Source organism: Paraburkholderia sp. (assembly GCF_035948235.1).
Lineage (GTDB): Bacteria > Pseudomonadota > Gammaproteobacteria > Burkholderiales > Burkholderiaceae > Paraburkholderia.
Genome location: NZ_DASZJJ010000109.1, coordinates 1 through 15,938 on the forward strand (window position 1 = coordinate 1; position 15,938 = coordinate 15,938).

At 65.3% G+C, this 15,938-nt stretch carries 15 protein-coding genes; 5 read left to right on the plus strand and 10 right to left on the minus strand.

Annotated features, from left to right (window positions below):
• Positions 1–22: 22 nt before the first annotated feature.
• From VG320_RS09400 to VG320_RS09410, 3 genes are read right to left on the minus strand one after another with little or no spacing between them, the layout of a single operon-like run.
• Complete coding sequence (locus VG320_RS09400; RefSeq protein WP_327199844.1) at positions 23–769, minus strand: thioredoxin family protein; 747 nt, start codon at positions 767–769, stop codon at positions 23–25.
• A gap of 43 nt (positions 770–812) precedes the next feature.
• On the minus strand, positions 813–1,151 hold the full coding sequence (locus tag VG320_RS09405) for an SRPBCC family protein (protein WP_327199845.1): 339 nt from the start codon (positions 1,149–1,151) through the stop codon (positions 813–815).
• Positions 1,151–1,699, minus strand: coding sequence for a metalloregulator ArsR/SmtB family transcription factor (locus VG320_RS09410; protein WP_327199846.1), 549 nt, complete (start codon positions 1,697–1,699; stop codon positions 1,151–1,153). The genes VG320_RS09405 and VG320_RS09410 overlap by 1 nt, the downstream gene beginning before the upstream one ends.
• 95 nt (positions 1,700–1,794) lie before the next feature.
• On the opposite strand from VG320_RS09410, the gene VG320_RS09415 reads away from it, so the two are divergent.
• A complete protein-coding gene (locus tag VG320_RS09415) occupies positions 1,795–2,175 on the plus strand; it encodes a hypothetical protein (RefSeq protein WP_327199847.1) in 381 nt (126 codons plus the stop codon).
• Between the two features lie 131 nt (positions 2,176–2,306).
• Here the strand turns inward: VG320_RS09415 and VG320_RS09420 are convergent, their stop codons facing one another.
• Positions 2,307–3,728, minus strand: a complete 1,422-nt coding sequence (locus tag VG320_RS09420) for an NCS2 family permease (protein ID WP_327199848.1) — start codon at positions 3,726–3,728, stop codon at positions 2,307–2,309.
• A 523-nt stretch (positions 3,729–4,251) separates the two neighbouring features.
• On the opposite strand from VG320_RS09420, the gene VG320_RS09425 reads away from it, so the two are divergent.
• Both VG320_RS09425 and VG320_RS09430 read left to right on the plus strand, forming a co-directional pair.
• Positions 4,252–5,235 carry a PRC-barrel domain containing protein gene (locus VG320_RS09425; RefSeq protein WP_327199849.1) on the plus strand — a complete coding sequence of 328 codons (984 nt, stop codon included), beginning with the start codon at positions 4,252–4,254 and terminating at the stop codon, positions 5,233–5,235.
• Entirely contained in the window at positions 5,232–6,494 is a 1,263-nt protein-coding gene (locus VG320_RS09430; RefSeq protein ID WP_327199850.1) for an MFS transporter, read from the plus strand. The genes VG320_RS09425 and VG320_RS09430 overlap by 4 nt, the downstream gene beginning before the upstream one ends.
• A 432-nt stretch (positions 6,495–6,926) precedes the next feature.
• On the opposite strand, the gene VG320_RS09435 is transcribed toward VG320_RS09430, so the two are convergent.
• Both VG320_RS09435 and VG320_RS09440 read right to left on the minus strand, forming a co-directional pair.
• Positions 6,927–7,400: a DUF3331 domain-containing protein gene (locus VG320_RS09435; protein WP_327199851.1), complete on the minus strand. Its 474-nt coding sequence runs from the start codon at positions 7,398–7,400 to the stop codon at positions 6,927–6,929.
• Positions 7,401–8,223: 823 nt separating this feature from the next.
• The gene (locus VG320_RS09440; RefSeq protein WP_327199852.1) at positions 8,224–9,132 is read right to left on the minus strand and encodes a LysR family transcriptional regulator ArgP; all 909 of its coding nucleotides are present in this window, start codon (positions 9,130–9,132) and stop codon (positions 8,224–8,226) included.
• A gap of 89 nt (positions 9,133–9,221) precedes the next feature.
• Here VG320_RS09440 and VG320_RS09445 point away from each other — a divergent pair, with 89 nt between their 5' ends.
• Positions 9,222–9,848, plus strand: a complete 627-nt coding sequence (locus tag VG320_RS09445) for a LysE/ArgO family amino acid transporter (RefSeq protein WP_327199853.1) — start codon at positions 9,222–9,224, stop codon at positions 9,846–9,848.
• Positions 9,849–9,875: 27 nt separating this feature from the next.
• Here the strand turns inward: VG320_RS09445 and VG320_RS09450 are convergent, their stop codons facing one another.
• Positions 9,876–10,745: a hypothetical protein gene (locus tag VG320_RS09450; RefSeq protein WP_327199854.1), complete on the minus strand. Its 870-nt coding sequence runs from the start codon at positions 10,743–10,745 to the stop codon at positions 9,876–9,878.
• Between the two features lie 25 nt (positions 10,746–10,770).
• Positions 10,771–11,970, minus strand: a complete 1,200-nt coding sequence (wecB, locus tag VG320_RS09455) for a non-hydrolyzing UDP-N-acetylglucosamine 2-epimerase (protein ID WP_327199880.1) — start codon at positions 11,968–11,970, stop codon at positions 10,771–10,773.
• 200 nt (positions 11,971–12,170) lie between these two features.
• Between wecB and VG320_RS09460 the strand changes: the two genes are divergently transcribed.
• Positions 12,171–13,256 (plus strand): zinc ribbon domain-containing protein, encoded by a 1,086-nt coding sequence (locus VG320_RS09460; RefSeq protein WP_327199855.1) that lies wholly within the window; start codon positions 12,171–12,173, stop codon positions 13,254–13,256.
• Between the two features lie 30 nt (positions 13,257–13,286).
• Here the strand turns inward: VG320_RS09460 and VG320_RS09465 are convergent, their stop codons facing one another.
• Positions 13,287–14,618 carry a cytochrome-c peroxidase gene (locus tag VG320_RS09465; RefSeq protein ID WP_327199856.1) on the minus strand — a complete coding sequence of 444 codons (1,332 nt, stop codon included), beginning with the start codon at positions 14,616–14,618 and terminating at the stop codon, positions 13,287–13,289.
• Between the two features lie 14 nt (positions 14,619–14,632).
• Positions 14,633–15,928 (minus strand): alkaline phosphatase family protein, encoded by a 1,296-nt coding sequence (locus VG320_RS09470; protein WP_327199857.1) that lies wholly within the window; start codon positions 15,926–15,928, stop codon positions 14,633–14,635.
• Positions 15,929–15,938 lie beyond the last annotated feature (10 nt).

A 15,938-nucleotide genomic window follows, 5' to 3' on the forward strand; every position in this document is an offset into this window, starting at 1 on the left:
CGCCTGTTTCCCGTTCGATCCCCTATGAAGCCTTCTGCTCGTGCGCGCAGCACGCGTGCTGCTGCGGGCTGTCCTCATAGCGGTCGTGATGGCGCATCCATTCGCGCATGTCCTTCTCTTCGTTGCGCCCCTTCGGCGTGAATTCGAGCATCGCATAGGTGCCCAGCGCCATCTCCACGCCGCGCGCGTAGGCCGAATACGTGTGGTAGACATTCCCGAGTTCGTCGCGATAGAACGCACTGATGCCGGGCAATTCGTCGCTTACGTAGTCCTGCTCCTCGTAGTTGTAGACGACCTTGCCGCGCGCCTTGTCGGCTTCGCTGAACGACACGCGGTAGTCGAAATTGAAGTCGCTGCCGTTCGACGATACCCACGGGAAACGCCAGCCCATGCGCTTTTTAAAGGCCTCGATTTTCGCGAGTGGCGCGCGCGAGACTGCCACGTAGGTCACGTCGTGGTGTTCCAGATGCGCGAGCATGCCATCCACGTGATCGGAGACAAACGAGCAGCCGGGGCAGCCCTCCTCCCATTGCGGGCCCAGCATGAAGTGATAAGTGAGCAACTGGCTGCGCGGCCCGAATAGCTCCGCGAGTGTGCGCTCGCCTTGCGGCGTGTCGAACGTGTAGCGCTTTTCCACCTTCACCCACGGCAGCGCCATGCGTTTCGCGACCAGCGCATCGCGTGCGTGCGTAAACGCGCGCTCTTGCGCGAGCAGCGCCTCGCGCGCCGCCATCCATTCGGTCTCCGAAACGATCTTGTGCGGTTCCATCGTGTCTTCCTCCTTGCGGGTTGGCATCGGGATGCCGTTCAACTCATTCGAACAGCTCCACCAGATGATCGAGCGCGCTCGACCAGCCTTCGCGATGCGAATCGCGCGTGGCCTCGTCGAACAGGCGTTCGTGGCGCAGCATCAGTTCCGTGGTGCTGCCGTCGGCGCGCAGTGTGACCGTCACGCGCGATTCGCGCTCCGGCGTGCTACGCCATGCCCACGTAAAGACGAGTTTCGCTTCCGGCACGACTTCCAGATACGTGCCGCTCACGTCGTGCTCCTCGCCGTCCGGCGAGCGCATCAGGACGCGAAAGCGCCCGCCTGGCCGCACGTCCGCCTCGGCGTGCAGGCAGATCGTGTCGAGCGGGTGCATCCAGCGCATCAGTTGCGCAGCTTGCGTCCATGCCGCGTAGACCTTCGCGGCGCTCGCGTGGATACGGCGCCGGAGGATAAGGCTGGGGGCATCGGGACTGGCGGCGGCGCTTCCAGCACTTCCAGCACTTCCAGCGCTTGCACCGCTTCTGTCACTGGCAACGGCTGCGCCATGGGTTCCGGCGTCGGGTTTGGTTGACATGCGTCCTCCTCCACGAATGCGGCCAGACGATCGAGCGCGGCGCTCCAGAAGCGTTCATAGTGCGCCAGCCACTGCATCGCGTCCTCCATCGGCCCCGCCGCGAGCCGGCACTCGACCGTGCGCCCGGTTTTCTCGCGCGTAACGAGCCCCGCTTGCGCGAGCACGTCGAGGTGCTTCATCACCGCAGGCAGCGAGATCGCGAAGGGCTGCGCAAGCGCGCTCACCGACAGCGCCTGCTGCTGCGCCAGGCGCGCGAGCAAGGCGCGCCGCGTGGGGTCCGCCAGCGCCGCAAAAGTGCGGTCCAGCGCGCTGTCCTGATCGGCGTGATCGTCGTGATCGTCTTGATACTTAACCATGCGGTTAAGCATAGGTCGCAACCCGCCGATGTCAAGCCCGCGCGCGCCACTAGAATGACGCTTTCCCCCCCTTTCTTTCTGCTTGCGCGCGCACCATGCCGTCCAAAATCCGCAATTCGCTGCTCTGGATCTTCGACTCTCTGGAGCGCGAAGCCACCTATGTGCGCAAGCCGATGTTCGGCTGCGACGCCGCCTACGTGGACGGCCTGCTCTGCCTGATCGCCGCCGACCGCGCCAAGCCCTTCAACGGCCTGCTGGTCGCCACCTCGCACGATCGGCAGGCTGCGCTCATCGACGAATTCCCCGCGCTGCGCCCGCATCCCGTGCTCGGCAAATGGCTTTATGTGCCGCAGGACGATCCGGCATTCGAGGATCTCGCCGAACAGCTCGTCGCGCTGGTGCACGCACGCGATCCGCGCGTGGGCGTCGAGCCGAAGCCCCGCAAACGCAGCGGCAAAAGCATCCTGCCGAAGTAAGCGGACACCGCGCGCGTCCCGCAAAATGCCGCACGGCCCGCGCCGCCATAAAGCGGACGCGGGCCGTGAAGCCGGCAGGACGGGCCGCCAGGCTCCGTCTTGCCGATGACCAGGTCATCGATGTCACTGCATCAGATGGCCCAGCCGCCCAGGTAGAACGCCGCAAGCACCACGGCGATGATGACGGTGCCGACGTTGAGCTTCTTGATCTCGCCGCTCACCAGGCGGCCGATCACCAGCGTCGAAAAGCCCAGCATGATGCCCGTGACGATATTGGCGGTCAGCACGATGAACACGGCGCAAACGAGGCCCGACATCGAATCGACCATATCGGCCATATCGAGGCGCGCGACGCTCGACAGCATCATGAGACCGACGTACATCAGCGCAGGCGCCGTGGCGTACGACGGCACCAGTCCCGCGAGCGGCGCAAAGAACATCACCGCAAGGAACAGCACGCCCACCAGCGCGGCGGCGAGTCCCGTCTTGGCGCCCGCGGCCACACCCACCGTCGATTCGATATAGGCCGCCGCCGGAGCGCCGCCAAAGAAGCCCGAGAAGATCGAGCTGACCGAGTCGGCCGTGAGTGCGCGTCCGCCGTTGATGATGCGGCCGTTGGCGTCGAGCTGGCCGGCCTGCCCCGCAACGGCGCGGATCGTGCCGGTGGCATCGAACACGGCGGTCATGACGAGCGCCAGCACGCTCGGCAGCACGGTGAGCGAGAGCGCACCCTTGATGTCCATCGCGCCGATCAGCGAGGCATGGCCGGGCGCCGACAACGTCGGCCACGCGAACACGCCGTGGAAGCTCACGGCCGGATCGAGCGCGAGACCGAGCGCCGAAATCGCCACGATCACGATCAGGATCGAGCCCGGCACGCGGCGGCGCACGAGGCCGAAGATCGCGGCCAGCCCAACCACCGACATGATCACGGGCAGCGAGGTGATATGGCCGAGCGACACCGGCAGACCCGCCCCCGGATTCTTCACAACGAGGCCCACGTCATTGGCCGCGATCAGCAGCAGGAACAGGCCGATGCCGATGCCGGTGCCGTGCGCGATGCCGTGCGGCAGATTGCGCAGGATCCACGAGCGCACGCCGGTCACGGAGATCGCCGTGAACACGAGGCCCATCAGGAACACGGCGCCGAGCGCGACTTCGGGCTTGAGACCCTTGCCGAGCACGAGGCCGAAGGCGGTGAAAGCGGTGAGCGAAATCGCGCAGCCGATGGCGATTGGCAGCTTCGCCCACAGGCCCATGAGCAGCGAGCCGAACGCGGTGGTCAGACACACGGCGACGAACACCGCGCTGGTGTCGAAGCCCGCCTTGCCGAGCATGCCCGGCACGACGAACACGGAATACACCATCGCAAGGAAGGTGGTGACGCCGGCAATACATTCCTGGCGCACGGAACTGCCGCGTTCGCCAATGCCGAAATATCGGTTGAGGACGCCGCTTGCTTCGGCGAGGGTTTCATCGACTTCGCTGTCGCGAAGGGCCGGATCGGCAATGCTTGCTACTTCCGACAACGGCTGTGCGTGGGGTTCCATCATGGTGAGTGCCTCCTTTATCAGCATGCTGAAACGGTCCCGCATCTCCTTGGGGATCCGTCATCAGGTTCGTCTCGCAGGTTTGACTTGTGGGTGTCGACGCACAGCCAGATGCGCTCTTGTGGCGCGTGTCAATTTTTTGAAAACTCGTGTTTTTACAACTTTTGACAGGTTCGAAGGTTAGGCCAAGGCGTCATACGCTCCCATCGCGCAAATCGCATTGAGGACATGCCGCGATGCTTATATCGCCGTATGCAAGGCGCAGCGGCCCTAAGGGCTTCGCGTATACCCCGGTGGGTTTGACCGCCGGGCGCGCGCCTTGCGATGGTCGCGGCGAATCGGTTAATGGCTTGTGGCGCACAAAAACCCGTATAAGCCAGGCGCATTGCCTGTGGCATTGATAAGGTTTTTGTCAGCAGATTAACGGCCGTTTAAGGCGAATTACCACCGCATGCGAGTTAAACTCTCACGACCCGGTTTTTACCCGCCGCGCGCCCCGCGCCGGCCGCTCCTGGAGTTTTTGTAGATGAGAGGCGGTTTCGCACGTCCTGCTGTATCCCTTACGCCTGTCCTGACCTTGCTTGCGGTGCTTGCACTGTCGGGCTGTTCGCTGTTCCGCTCGCCGCCGCCGCCCGAGCCGGAACCGCCCATCGCCGCCAGCGAGCCCGAGATGCCCGCCAGCGAGCCTGAAGCGGCGTCCGCGCCCGAAGCCGCGAGCGACACCGAAGCCAACGCGAAACCCGCGCCGCGCAAGCCGCGCCCTGTGCCGCGCAAGCCGCACCGCGTCGTGCCGCCCCCGCCCACGCCGGCGAGCGCGCCGGTCGTGCCGCCGCCCGCCCCCATCGTGCAGACGCGCACCATCGAGCGCGGCAGCTTCCGCACGCTGCTCGACAGCGAAGTGCAAAAGCCCGACGGCAAGGTCGTGGGCCGCGCAGTCGACATGGTGGCCGGGCCCGGCGGCAAACCGCAGGAAGTGGTGGTGAATCTGCAGGGCTTCATGGGCATCGGCGACCGCAAGGCCAATTTCCCGTGGAGCGCCGTGCGCATCAACACGCAGCCGAAGACCCCCGCCATCACGCTCGCGCTCACGCCCCAGCAACTGCAGATCCCCGACCGCCCCAAGGCCGGCGGCGCCCAGCCCGGCGCCCCCGAGGCCAGTCCGACGCGCCTGCCGCTGCTCGACACGACCGTCGAGCGCCCGAACGGCGCGAAAGTCGGCCGCGTGGTGGACGTGCTGATCGACGGCAGCGCCGCGCCGCTGGCCGTGGTGCTCGACGTGAGCGATCTGCTGGAGAAGCGCCGCACCATCGCCGCCGACTGGGCCGCGCTGCATTTCGTCACGAAGAACAACGCGCTTGAAGCCCAGCTCGAAATGAGCGACCAGCAGCTCGACGCCTCGCCGCCCTACGTGAATGACCAGCCCGTGCGCGCCGTCAGCCCGAATCCCGCAGCAGCAGCAGCAGCGGCAACCCCGGCCGCGCCCGCAGCCTCCGCGCGCGGTGCCCAATGACGACAGGCACGACGACGCAACTCACACCCAGCCTGCGCAGCGTGCGCGCGCTCGACTGGCTGAACTTCTTCGTGGCGAACGTGCAGACCGGCTTCGGTCCGTTCATCGCCTCGTATCTGGCTTCGCACAAGTGGACCCAAGGCGAGATCGGCCTGGCGCTCTCGGTGGGCACGATCAGCGCGATGGTCAGCCAGGTGCCGGGCGGCGCGGCCGTGGACGCCCTCAAGAACAAGAAGGCCGCCGCGGCCTGGGCGATCATCGCGATCATTATTTCGGCGATGCTGCTGGCCGTCAGCCCGACGGTCGTGCCGGTGATGGCCGCCGAAGTCTTTCACGGTTTCGCCAGCTGCATGCTGGTGCCGGCGATGGCGGCGCTCGCGCTGGCGCTGGTTGGCCGCCAGAATCTGGGCGACCGGCTTGGGCGTAATGCGCGCTGGGCGTCGATCGGCAGCGCGGTGGCAGCGGGCTTGATGGGCCTGTGCGGTGAATATGTCTCGCCGCGCGCCGTGTTCTGGCTCACGGCGGCGCTGGCGCTGCCCGCGCTGGTGGCGCTCGCGATGATCGAATACGACAAACACGCGAATGCACCCAAGCCGCTAAAGGCCACGCCAACGCCCGCTGACACCACAAGCGGCGAGCGCGAGACGATCTTCGATCTGCTGCGCGACCGCCGCATGCTGACCTTCGCGGGCTGCGTGATCCTGTTCCATCTGTCGAACGCGGCGATGCTCAACCTTGCCGCTGGCGAAGTGACGGCGGGCATGGGCGACAACGTCCAGCTCGTGATTGCGGCCTGCATCATCGTGCCGCAGGCGATCGTCGCGATGATGTCGCCGTGGGTCGGCCGCACCGCCCAGGCCTGGGGCCGCCGGCCGGTGCTGATTCTCGGCTTCAGCGCCCTGCCGCTGCGCGCGCTGCTGTTCGCGGCAGTCGGCAATCCGTACTTCCTCGTGCCGGTGCAGATGCTCGACGGTCTTTCGGCTGCCGTGTTCGGCGTGATGCTGCCGCTGATCGCCGCCGACGTGGCGGGCGGCAAGGGCCGCTACAACCTGTGTATCGGGCTGTTTGGGCTGTCGGCGGGGATTGGCGCGACGCTATCGACTGCCGTTGCGGGCTTTATCGCCGATCACTTCGGCAATACTGTGAGCTTCCTGGGCCTGGCCTCCGCGGGCGCCGCGGCGGTGCTGATGGTGTGGCTCGTGATGCCGGAAACGCGCGACGCGCTCGAAGAGGAAACCGCCAGCGACAAAACGGCCTAGCGCCACCGCCGTCGCCATACCAGCGCCCATGGGGCGCCACCGCCGCAACCCGACCGGGCGCGGCAGTGGCGCCCCGCTCTTTTTGGGCGGTGCAAATCGTTCGATGCTGGATTGACGATAAAGACGCTATTGCGTCACGCGAGTGCAAGTGCGGCCGGAGGCGCCGCATATCTGCAGACAAAAAGACCCGACGGATGTGCGCGTGCGTGGCCCGCAAGAACTCAGGAGGCCGAAGGGGCTGAGACCCAGACTGTGACCCAGGCAGTCGCCCGCAGCGAAACCCGCGCCCGCCAGGCGATCAGTCCGCCCAGACGATACGCTGATTTCACTACAGGAGATGCTGGAAGGTACGGCTGTGCAACGAGAGTGCGCCTGACGCGAACCGTGCGGTGGAGCCCATGTCGCTCCGCTGCCGATCTTCACATAACAGCTTCAGGCCGCGAGCGCTTCATCCAGACGCGCAGCGACGACGCCGTTGGGGAATGCATCGAGCTTGCTCGCGAGGATCATCGCGTCGGCATTGGCCGGACGATGACGGCGATTCGGGCTCGGGCGGAACACCGCGTCGCCCCGGCGGATTTTCTCGCCAGTCAACGCGCACACGGCGCTGCGACGCGCCGTGCAAACCCGCCACAACTGATCGGAGTAGCGGCCATAGGTCGCGTCACTCCAACAAACGGTGATGCTGTCCGGATCATGACGCCGGATCAAGGTGATGCCTTGCGCATCCCACGACCGCACGGTGGCACGGCGCCGATTGGCCGCTTCCGATGCGCTGCGTGTGATGGGTACCGGTTTGCAGCTCCTGATGACTTCGGGCTCGCCGTCCGGGCCAAGCGGCTCCGAGGCTGCGGTCAGAAGATCAATGGTTTGTTGCCATGCGCTGCCGGTATCTAATTTCGTCATAATGCACCTCGTGCACGTGGAAACGATTCAAATATGCCGGTCGAATAAGCACTCTGCCACGTCGGGATTATAGCGTGCGATTCTGGCACTCCACAGAAAAAACTGAATTTTCACACGATATATCGCAGACCCGGACAAAAAGCCAGACATGAGGCTTCAAGCCTGATTGCAGGATAGCAATAGTGGTTTCTTTACATTCGCACTTTTTTGCCGATTTGTTGATGTTTAACATTGTGCGCAGGAAAAAATAACCGGATAGCCCGACGTTATGCAGACGAGGCAAATGCATTAGCAAGACTATTGAAGTCGCCACGCGTATTGCTCACGCGTCCGCACCAGCAAGCCGCAATGCCCCGCCACATCGGCCTGAGCGGGCATCTCCATGATCTTTTCATGCATCACGGGTTGCACCGCGATGGCGCACCGCATGTTGTCCGATCAATGAAACGCATTACAGGTCTATGTCACATACAGCGGGAAGATTTCACTTCAGCGGCTAGTCCGGAGGCCGCGGGGAATTGTCGCACGAGGTTCCCGCGGCCTGATCGAAGTCAATTGTGAGACACGCCTCTATTTCATGAATCGTTAATCAAAAATCAATTTCGCTTTAGTGATTTTGTCACGCGCGAATGCTTGTAATCACATCAAAGGGTGCCCCGTCAATAGCACTCTATAGTTACGGAGATTACCCGCATGGATAACAACAATTCAAATGGCGGCTAAAGACTGCATCAATGGCGGGTAAAGATCGTGCATGCGGACCAATGCCAGGACAGACCGTGGCCAGCGCCTGGGTCACGCTTCGGCCACGTCAGGAACGACCTCAGGCGCCGCGTCCCTGATCCAGCCAGTCGGCAGCGCGACGCCGCAGCATGGTGCCGAAATCGTCGAGCCAGCCAATCGACAGACGCCAGCTCTGCCAGTACAGCTCGACGTCGAGCGAGCGCCCCGGCGTCAACTCGACCAGTTCGCCGCGCGCGAGTTGCGGCGCGATCATGCGCTCTGGACACATGCCCCAGCCCAGTCCGCTCACGCAGCAGCGCAGAAACCCCGCAACGTGCGGAACCCAGTGCAGCGGCGCATCCACCTGCGCGCGCGTGATGCGTCGCACGAAGCGCTTTTGCAGCTGATCCTTCGGATTGAATTCCACGCACGGGGCGCGACGCAGCGACTCGCGCCCCACGCCCTGCGCAAAATAGCGCTCGAAGAATTCCGGCGAGCAGACCGCGAGATAACGCATGCGCCCAAGCCGCGTAGAGCGGCAGCCCTGCACGGGTTCGGCCTGGGTCGTCACCGCGCCCTGCACGCTGCCGTCGCGCATGCGCTGCGCCGTGTGGTCCTGATCGTCGATCACGAGATCGAGCAGGATGCCGCGCTCGACGCAAAACGGCGCCACGGCGTCGATAAACCAGGTGCCCACGCTGTCGTCGTTCACGGCGACGCGCAAGGTAGGACGTGACGCATGTGCGCCGCCCGCCACCGTGGGCATGCCGCCGCCGAGTTCGGCTTCGAGCAGTTGCACGCGCTCGGTATGGCGGCACAGCAGCGCGCCCGCCGCCGTCGCCACACAAGGCTGGCCACGCTTGACGAGCACGGCGCCCACGCGCTCCTCCAGCAGCTTCACGCGCTGCGAGACGGCCGAGGGCGTGACGTTGAGCGCGCCCGCGGCACGCTCGAAGGAACCGTGGCGCACCACGGCGGCAAGCGCATCGAGCAGCGCATAGTCCAGCATTAGCGTTCCTTAATCTGGTTTAAGAGAATGAGCTTTGCTTAATCCGCTCCTGGCGGCAGACTAGCGCCGTTCCCCCGCAAAGTCCAATCATGAACTGGCTCGCTTTTTCTCACGGCGCCGCACTGTGCGCCTCGCTCATCGTCACCATTGGCGCGCAGAACGCTTTCGTGCTGCGCCAGGGCATCCTGCGCTCGCATGTCGGCAAGATCGTGCTGCTGTGCGCGCTGTCCGATTTCATCCTGATCGGCGCGGGCGTGGGCGGCGCTTCCGCACTCGTCGAGCGCTATCCGACCTTCGTTCACCTCGTGCTCTACGCGGGTCTCGCGTGGCTCGTGTGGTTCGGCATCGGCGCGCTGCGGCGTGCGGTGAAACCCGCGCACGACGTGATGGACACGGCCTCTGCCGCCGATGCGCGCAACGCGCCCGAGCAACGCGCCTGGCCCATCATGCTGATGACGCTGGCCTTTACGTGGCTCAATCCGCACGTTTATCTCGACACCTTTCTGTTGATCGGCACGGCCGGCGCACGCGAGCCTGAAGGCGCGCGCCTCGCGTTTGCGATTGGCGCGATGGCCGTGAGCGCGGTGTGGTTCCTCGGGCTCGGTTATGGCGCACGCGCACTCGCCCCGCTGTTCAAACGCGCCGCTGCGTGGCGCGTGCTCGATGGCGCGATTGGGTCGATGGTGTTGTTGATCGCGTTTACGCAATTGCGTTGAATGCAGTTGCGCTGAATCTGCGCGCCATCAGGGTTGCTGCGCGCGGCGGATCGCCAGCAATCCATCGACGAGTTCCGGCGACACATAGTGCGGCCCGTCGAACAGATACACGCGATAGCCGCGATACGCCTGCAGTTGCGGCGCGAGTTCCGCGGGCGTGGCCGCGCGAAAGCCACCACCGGGTTTCGGCCTGAAGGCCTCGGCGATGATGCGCACGCGCTGTTTGCCCAACCTCGCGGCGAGCGCGTCCGCATACTGGCGCGCCACCGCCGGGACGCGCGCATAGACGCCATTGCCGTCCTGCAAAAACACGCCGACATCGCGCGGCAGCCAGCCGTCCAGCCACTTCGCCAGCGCCGCGCCGCCAATGTTGCGCGTGTCGTAGACGCTGATCCAGAGCGGATGCGGCAGACGTTCGAGCAGGGGCCCCATGCGCGCGGCGTCGGTCCAGCCCGGGTCCACTTCGACCGGGAAATACCAGCCGCTCACATGCACCGGCGGGCGCGCATCGGCGAGCTTGAGCGAACGCTCGACCAGTTCGTCCAGATTCGCGCGCGCCTTCTTTTCATCGGCATAACCCGCGAGACCGACGATCACATCGCGCGCCCAGGGCTCCTGCGCGATGCGTGTCCAGTCGGGTACGCGCGGCGCGTTCAAATCCGCGCCCGGCACGAAGGCCACGTCATCCACGGCGGTCCATTGCACCAGCAGATCGCGCACGCCCAGCCGCTGCCAGTCGCCGCGCGGGTCCAGGTGCGCGTTGTCGGGCTGCCAGACCACGCCTTGCGCAAGCGGCGGCGCGCGAGCGTCATCGTGCGCCGCCAGCGCGTTGCGGCCAAAGCAGGCCGCAGCAAGCAGCACGCTCGCCGCCACAAGCATTGCGCGCCGTTGCCTCATACGCATCGCCCTCTCTGCGACGCCATTACGCGGCTGTGCGCTGCGCCATCGCCGGATGCCGATACCCCGGCAGCGCGGCGCTCGCGAATGGCGTGACGGGGCGCCCCATCAGCGCGGCGACGATGCGCGCCGACGCCTCGCCATCGCCATAAGGATTGACGCGGCGCGCCCACGCCCGCCGCGCGCCATCGTCCTCGACAAGTTCCAGCACCGCGCGCCGGATCGCCTCGCGCCGCGTGCCGACCAGCTTCACGGTCCCCGCCGCCAGCGCCTCGGGCCGCTCGGTCACGTCGCGCATCACAAGCACCGGTTTGCCCAGCGCAGGCGCCTCCTCCTGCACGCCGCCCGAATCGGTCAGCACGATCGCGGCGCGCTGCATGAGGCGCACGAAAGCCGGATAGTCGAGCGGATCGGTCAGATGCACGTTGGGCGCGTCACCCAGCGCGGCGAGCACCGGCGCGCGCACGTTCGGATTCAGATGCACCGGATAGACGATCTGCATCTTGCCGCTGGCGGCCAGGTCCGCGAGCGCCGCGCAGATATTCTCGAAGCCCGCCCCGAAGCTCTCACGCCGGTGCCCCGTGACCAGCAGCATCGGCCGCCCTTCGCCCTCGGGTTCGAGCCACGGAAACCGCGCGTCGATCTGCGCACGCAAGGCCACATCGCGATCGAGGCGCGCGCACATGAGCCGCAGCGCGTCGATCACCGTGTTGCCGGTCACGATCACGCGGCCGCTGAGCGACTCGGCGTCCAGATTGGCTTGTGCGCTCGCGGTGGGCGCGAACAGCAGATCGCTCACGATATCGACCACGCGCCGGTTGGTTTCCTCTGGCCACGGCTCGAACAGATTGCCGGTACGCAACCCCGCTTCAACATGTCCCACCGGAATGCGACGATGGAACGCCGCCAGCGCTGCCGCCATGCTGGTGGCGGTGTCGCCGTGCACCAGCACGCGCTCGGGGCGCACTTCGGCGAGCACGGCATCGACGCCCGCAAAAAGGCGCGCGGCGAGGCCGTTGAGCGACTGGTTGGCGGTCATCGCGCCAAGGTGATGCGCGGGCGCAATGTCGAACAGTTCCAGCACCGGGTCGAGCATGCTTTGATGCTGACCGGTGACGCAGACGACCGACTCCACACCGGGTTCGGCTTCGAGACATTTCACGAGCGGCGCCATCTTGATGGCTTCGGGCCGCGTTCCAAAGATCGACAAAGTACGCACGGGCAGGCTTCCGTCAGAGCAGTCGGGTTGGACTTCGGATCAGGCTTGCACATCGAATCCGCTATGCCACACGCATCGATGCAGCCCGCCGCCTGCGCAATTGCCATGCCGCATCCATGCAGCCTCGTACAATGGGCCGCGCAGATCGATGCTCACGTTCAACCCCGGCGCCGGTCGCGCCGCTTTCTTCACTGCAGGCATCACCCATGAATACCAGTCAGGCTTACTCGCGGCCCGCCCGCCTGTTACAGATCGCTTCGTGGATCATCGCTATCGTGTTCGCCGGCTTTCTCGACATGTTCGGCAGTCTCGTGATCCGCGATCTGATGTTCGTGCCGCATGGCGGCCCGCCCAGCGCCGAGCAGTTCGTCGATACCAGCGCGAGTGCCCCGCTCGACGCGCAGTTGCGCGAAATCGAGCGTCAGCGCAGCGTGCTGGGCGACAAGGCGCAGACGCTTTCGCTAGGCTATGAGCGCGCCAGCACCGAATATCGCGACGCCCAGGAGAGCCTGCGCAACTGGCTCGCGACGCGCAGCGCCACCGGCGACAACCGCAACGACATCGAACTGCTTTCGCGCACGCGCAAGCTCGACATGCTGCAGCAGAACACGCTGAACTGGCAGCATCAGCGCGATGCGATCGTCGACCAGCAACGCAAACTCGATTCGCAGAGCGAAGCAATCAACGCACAACTCGCGCACCTCCAGGCCGATGCCGACGCGCGCTACGCGGCGGCCAGCAAGCGCTACGAAATCACTGTGTTTGGCTGGCGTCTCGCGCTCACGCTGCCGGTGCTCATCGTCGCCGTGTGGCTGTTCGTGCGGCGTCGCAAAAGCCGTTACTGGCCCTTCATTTATGGCTTTGGTCTGTTTGCGCTCAGTGCGTTCTTCGTGGAGCTGGTGCCGTATCTGCCGAATTTCGGCGGCTATGTGCGCGTGCTCGTGGGCATTGTGCTCACGGTTTTTGCGGGGCTGTACATGTTGCGCGCGTTCCAGCGCTATGTCGAACGCAAGCGCGCCGAAATGCAGCAAAGCCAGAGCGAGCGCGCGCGTTCGGTGGTGTACGAGAAGGCCATCAGCGCGTATCAGAAGAAGCTCTGCCCTTCCTGCGACAAACCCTGGCACCTGGGTGGCGAGCAGGTTTCGTTCTGTATCCACTGCGGGCTGCGGCTATTCGAAGTCTGCGCGTGCGGTGCGCGCAATTTCGCGTTCTTTCCGTTCTGCAACCAGTGCGGCACGCACGTCACGAAGCCGGCGCCCGCACAGCCCGACGACGAGCCGCCGCGACCGTGAGGCGGTCGCGGCAACACGCTGCTTTTTGGCTCACGGCCGCTGGAGCGGCGCGCTGACCTTCATCACTTTGGCGACCGGCGTACGCGGCTGATAGCCGTCGTCGAGCGTCTTCAGGAAGGCGATCACATCGTCGATATCGCGCGCGTTCCATGCGGGCTTGCCGCCCTCCTTGCGCGTCAACGGCTCGTCGACGGTATCGACGTTATCGCGCACCGCCGCCGGCAAGTCGTCGAACTTCACCACATGGCCGCGCGCGTCCTTCGAATACCACTTCTGCGGCGCGGTATCGCGCTCCACGTAGAAACGCAGTGCGTCGCGCAGCGTATGGAAGCGGCCGTTGTGGAAGAACACCTGGCGCGTGGCGACGTTGCGCAGCGTCGGCGTCTTGAAGAGGCCGCAGTAAGTCTTGTTGCTCGACTTGTCGGTGCGCACCGGGCCGCACAGGCCTTCGTCGTAATAGTTGGGGTCGCGGTTCGCGCGCAGTTCGGGATTGCGCGGCACGCCAAGCGCCTCGAACTGGAAGTCCGTGAAGAGCGGATGTGCGCCGTTCGCGCCCACCTGGTCGATATGGCAGGACGCGCAATTGCCGCTGTTCGGATCGTCGAACAGCTTTTTGCCGCGCATTTCGCTGGCCGTCAGCTCAGCCTTGCCGTCGAGATAGGCGTCGAATTTGCTGGTGTACGGATGGAAGCCCGGTTCTTCGAGTTCGTAGCGCTCGACGGCCATCATCGCCTGGCGCAGCGCCGCGTCTTTCGAAGCGAAAATCGTCTCGCCGAATACCTGCTTGAAGCGCGCCGCGTAGGGTGCGCGCGCGAGTTTCGCAGCAACCTCGGCGGGATCGCGGTTGGCCATTTCGTTGGCGCTGAAGAGCGGGAACAGCGCCTGTTCGTGCAGGCTGTTGAAGCGCCCGTCCCACGCGAAGCCTCCTGCGGGCGGGCTGTCGGCGTCGGTCAGGCGCTCGAACACGCTGGCGGCCTGCACGTGGGTCCAGACCGGCGTGCGGTTGAGCACGTAGCCGAGCGTGGGCACGGCGCGCGTACCCTGGGTGCGCAGGTCGGGGCCGCCAAGCTGCGCGGCCAGACCGTTGGGCGGCCCGTAAGCGTGCGCCGCGCTATGGCAGCTCGCGCACGACATGCGTCCCGATGCGGAGAGCGAGGGATCGTTGAAGATGAGCTTGCCGAGCGCGGCGGTGTCGCCAAGCGGCGCAGCAGCAGCGGCAGTTGTAACGGCAGTGGCGGAATGGGACTGCGCCTGCGCCGCACCGATGCCCGGTGCGACAAAAGCCGCCAGCGCGGTAGCGCCAGCGGCCAGCGCAGTCGTGACGGCGCGACGCGCCGCCAGACATGCGTGGAAAACGGTCATCGGACTGGATCGGCTTAAAGATTCGTGAAGATGTCCTTGCCGAAGCCCGTCAGGCCTGCCTGGCCTGCGTAGCCCAGATGGGTCAGGCCGAACATGTCCTCGACGCTCTTGAGCATCGAGTAGTGGTTGTACGCCACCGTCGACACCGTGCCCGGCTTGATGAACTTCGAGATCATCACTGCGCCCGTGCGGTCGCCGCCATAGCTGGTCTTGGCGAGCACGAGGTTCACGTTGCCCGTGAGGCCCGCCGGCACCGTCATGCCCAGCTTCGTCAGATACGAGGCGGGCACCGTGCCCATCGCGCTCGATTGCGGGAAGGTGCCCAGGTTCGGGCCTTCCTGCTGGCTGCAGCAGGTGTCGCCCGCGAAGGTGAAGTCCACCTCGCTCGTGCTCGGCATCGTCACCGACGCGTAGCTGCTTTCGTCGAAGTTGATGATCAGCAGACCGTCCTGCTTGAACGCCGGCGATGCCGTGATGATCGGCACCCACTTCTGCAGGAAGGCGTCAGCCGATACCAGACCGCCCGTCGCGCCGTTCGCGCACGGCGAATCGTGGCCGTCGTCGCAGGTGCTCGGCGTGATCAGGTTGAAGTTCGCCGTGGTCGCGACCTGCTGGAGGTCGGTCGTCAGGTTGTTCAGGTTGACCACGTTCGCCTGGCAGTCCGGCGAATCGATGATCGAGTGGAAGTACATGAACGGGTTGTGACGCGTGGCGTACGAGTCGCCTGCGGGCGTGGTCGCGTTCGGCGCTTCCTGGGTGTTGGTCAGGTCCGTCGTGTTGAGCGTCGGGTGACCGCAGGTGGCCGCTTCGCGCGCCGGGTCGTTGCCCATGTCGCCTTCGTAGCCCTTCCACGTGAGGTTCGCCGCTTTCAGCTGGTCGGCGATGGTCTTCACGCTCGCGGGATACACGCAGCCCGTGCCGATCGCCTGGCCGTCCGACGTCATGCCCGTGAGGCTGAAGTCCTCATAGGTCGTGCAGTCGTTGTCGGTTTGCAGCGTCGGCGACTGGCCGCTGATCATCGAAATGTAGTTGTCGAGGCTCACGTGCCCCGTGCCGTAATACTGCTGCACCAGCGCGCCCTGCGCCGTGAGCGTGTTGGCCAGATACGGGGCCTTCGTCGTGGAGCTGAACGTCGTCGTGTAGTTCTCGTTTTCGAGCGTGATGATGAAAACGTGCTTGATCTGCTGGGTCGTTCCCGCGGTCGTGGAGTTGACGCTCGAGCCGCACGCGCTCACGAAGAGCGCGCACAGGAGCGCGGCGAAGATTGCAGCGCAGGTTGCGCCGATCCGGCCGGTAAAGCGGACTGCCATGGGTGTTCCT

Coding starts and splice junctions, on each gene's coding strand:
- VG320_RS09400 (WP_327199844.1), bottom strand. CDS start 769: ATGGAACCGCACAAGATCGTTTCGGAGACCGAATGGATGGCGGCGCGC.
- VG320_RS09405 (WP_327199845.1), bottom strand. CDS start 1,151: ATGCGCTGGATGCACCCGCTCGACACGATCTGCCTGCACGCCGAGGCG.
- VG320_RS09410 (WP_327199846.1), bottom strand. CDS start 1,699: ATGGTTAAGTATCAAGACGATCACGACGATCACGCCGATCAGGACAGC.
- VG320_RS09415 (WP_327199847.1), top strand. CDS start 1,795: ATGCCGTCCAAAATCCGCAATTCGCTGCTCTGGATCTTCGACTCTCTG.
- VG320_RS09420 (WP_327199848.1), bottom strand. CDS start 3,728: ATGATGGAACCCCACGCACAGCCGTTGTCGGAAGTAGCAAGCATTGCC.
- VG320_RS09425 (WP_327199849.1), top strand. CDS start 4,252: ATGAGAGGCGGTTTCGCACGTCCTGCTGTATCCCTTACGCCTGTCCTG.
- VG320_RS09430 (WP_327199850.1), top strand. CDS start 5,232: ATGACGACAGGCACGACGACGCAACTCACACCCAGCCTGCGCAGCGTG.
- VG320_RS09435 (WP_327199851.1), bottom strand. CDS start 7,400: ATGACGAAATTAGATACCGGCAGCGCATGGCAACAAACCATTGATCTT.
- VG320_RS09440 (WP_327199852.1), bottom strand. CDS start 9,132: ATGCTGGACTATGCGCTGCTCGATGCGCTTGCCGCCGTGGTGCGCCAC.
- VG320_RS09445 (WP_327199853.1), top strand. CDS start 9,222: ATGAACTGGCTCGCTTTTTCTCACGGCGCCGCACTGTGCGCCTCGCTC.
- VG320_RS09450 (WP_327199854.1), bottom strand. CDS start 10,745: ATGAGGCAACGGCGCGCAATGCTTGTGGCGGCGAGCGTGCTGCTTGCT.
- VG320_RS09460 (WP_327199855.1), top strand. CDS start 12,171: ATGAATACCAGTCAGGCTTACTCGCGGCCCGCCCGCCTGTTACAGATC.
- VG320_RS09465 (WP_327199856.1), bottom strand. CDS start 14,618: ATGACCGTTTTCCACGCATGTCTGGCGGCGCGTCGCGCCGTCACGACT.
- VG320_RS09470 (WP_327199857.1), bottom strand. CDS start 15,928: ATGGCAGTCCGCTTTACCGGCCGGATCGGCGCAACCTGCGCTGCAATC.